This is a genomic window from Pseudarthrobacter sp. RHLT3-21 (genome assembly GCF_059383495.1).
Genome location: NZ_JBWZCI010000057.1, coordinates 1 through 1,826, shown reverse-complemented (window position 1 = coordinate 1,826; position 1,826 = coordinate 1). Strand labels below are relative to the sequence as shown.

2 protein-coding genes are annotated in these 1,826 nt (G+C 54.8%); both read left to right on the top strand.

From position 1 onward, the window contains the following. Positions 1–414: 414 nt before the first annotated feature. On the top strand, positions 415–861 hold the full coding sequence (locus AC50YA_RS23050) for a hypothetical protein (RefSeq protein WP_494984470.1): 447 nt from the start codon (positions 415–417) through the stop codon (positions 859–861). Further along, positions 861–1,802: a hypothetical protein gene (locus AC50YA_RS23045; protein WP_494984469.1), complete on the top strand. Its 942-nt coding sequence runs from the start codon at positions 861–863 to the stop codon at positions 1,800–1,802. The genes AC50YA_RS23050 and AC50YA_RS23045 overlap by 1 nt, the downstream gene beginning before the upstream one ends. Positions 1,803–1,826 lie beyond the last annotated feature (24 nt).

The window sequence follows — 1,826 nt, the reverse complement described above, 5'->3', positions numbered from 1 at the left end:
GCACGGCCAAGAACTGGTCAAAAGTACTTGCAGCCACTGGTCAAAACCACTGCCGCGAACGGTCAATCCAAATTGCCGTCTCTGGTCAGTTTAAAGTTGCAGCTAACACAAGATGGCTCGTCAACTCCGCGCGGCTCAAAGACTGGCCAGGGCGTCGTTCTGGATTCTTGTCGGATTCGCCATCGCGATTACTGCGACCCTACTCACCTGTGCCGCAGAAACTCTTATAGGCATCGATCCCGCTAGGTGGGCGCTAGGCATCTCCGCACTCATCTTTGTGTGTGGAGGCGGGGTCTACATCTCTCTACTACTGGTAGTGCGGCGCCTCGATTTTGCTCACGTGCAGGCATCGGAGCTTACCGGCGCAGACGAAGACACCGTGAGCCTGAACAGTCTGACAGGGGTTGAAGACTGATGGTTGTTTTGCCTTGGGACGAAACGCCGATCCTTCGTAACCGGGAGGAAGAAAAGCTGCTGATCCCTCTTCTCCACATGATGCGCAATCGCGGCTGGATCAATGAAAACAGCCTCGTGCTATCGGAGATGCCACTGAACGGAAGAAGAGCGGACCTAGCTACTCTTACTAAGGGCGGCGTCTCGTCCGCGTACGAAATGAAAATAGGGTCGTTTCAGCGAGTTCTGGAGCAAGCGATGTATAACCGGCTGAGCTTCGACCGAAGTTGGATTGTGGTGAATCACCGACCCACGGCCAAAAATCTTGAGCAGGCACGTGAAAATGGCGTCGGCGTTATCGTTCTGGATGACAGGATGTTCGTATTGTTGTGGGCCAACCGCCAGCCGGTAAGCCCGGTCATCCGCGCAAAGATTCGTGCCATATTTCAAAAGGGGACAAGAGGCTAGTGTTTTCCGATTTTTCGCACTATCTCGCTTTCGGTTCTACTGACCAGCAGACCCTCAATGCCCTGGCGGGCCAGTACAACGGGCTGGTTGTACCCGGAACGGTGGCCGCCTTTCGCGGTGAGGGAACCAAAGGGTTCGTGCTGGCACTCTCCGCTTCATCGTCGGTTCCATATACGGTCGACCCACGCTTCCCACTGTTCCAGAATGACCTGCGAGAACCGAAGAAGTCACATCTCGCCCTAGCGCGCGTACTCGGCATCGAGGGCTTGGTAGAACAAAACGGAGGTCTGCCCGTCAAACTACTCGATGAAGAACTGGCATCATCGATCGCGACGCGATGGGTGGAGTTTAATACTGGTTTCCAGAACTTGGCTCCGAAAGCATTTGATAAATATGCCCGACGACTCAAGAAGCCACTACCTCAGATACAGGCAAATGGGCCGGCCCAGATAATGGCGCCGTATTTGATGTACGACGGGGCGCCAGAGACGAAGTTCTGGTCCAATTCCCTCTGGGAAGCAACGAAATCTGCGGCTGTAATGGCTGGAACGCATCAGCCAATCGTTAGAGTTTTGGCGGCAAAGGAACCCAACCTCCTCTCCGACTTATTTGAAGATCACCACGATCCAGATGTCGTTATTTGGGTGAATAACCTTGAGGAGCCGAAGTCGCCCCAGTTCCGACTGGCTCAATACGCGGTGGAGGTCTCGCAGCTCGCAGCACAGGGTGCTCGTCCTTTTGCGCTGTACGGGGGCTACTTCGCAGTCATGCTCCGGGCGGTCGGTCTCACAGGGATCTCTCACGGTGTTGGCTTCAGTGAACACCGCAACTTCATTGAGCTGAAAAGTTCCGGTGGGGCCCTACGTGTCAGGCTGGAACGGTACCAGGGGCTCATAGCAAGTCCGTTTAATCGCGTGGGGCGAGAGCCAGGAATCCAGTAATCATGTCCAGTCCAGTTTTGAGTG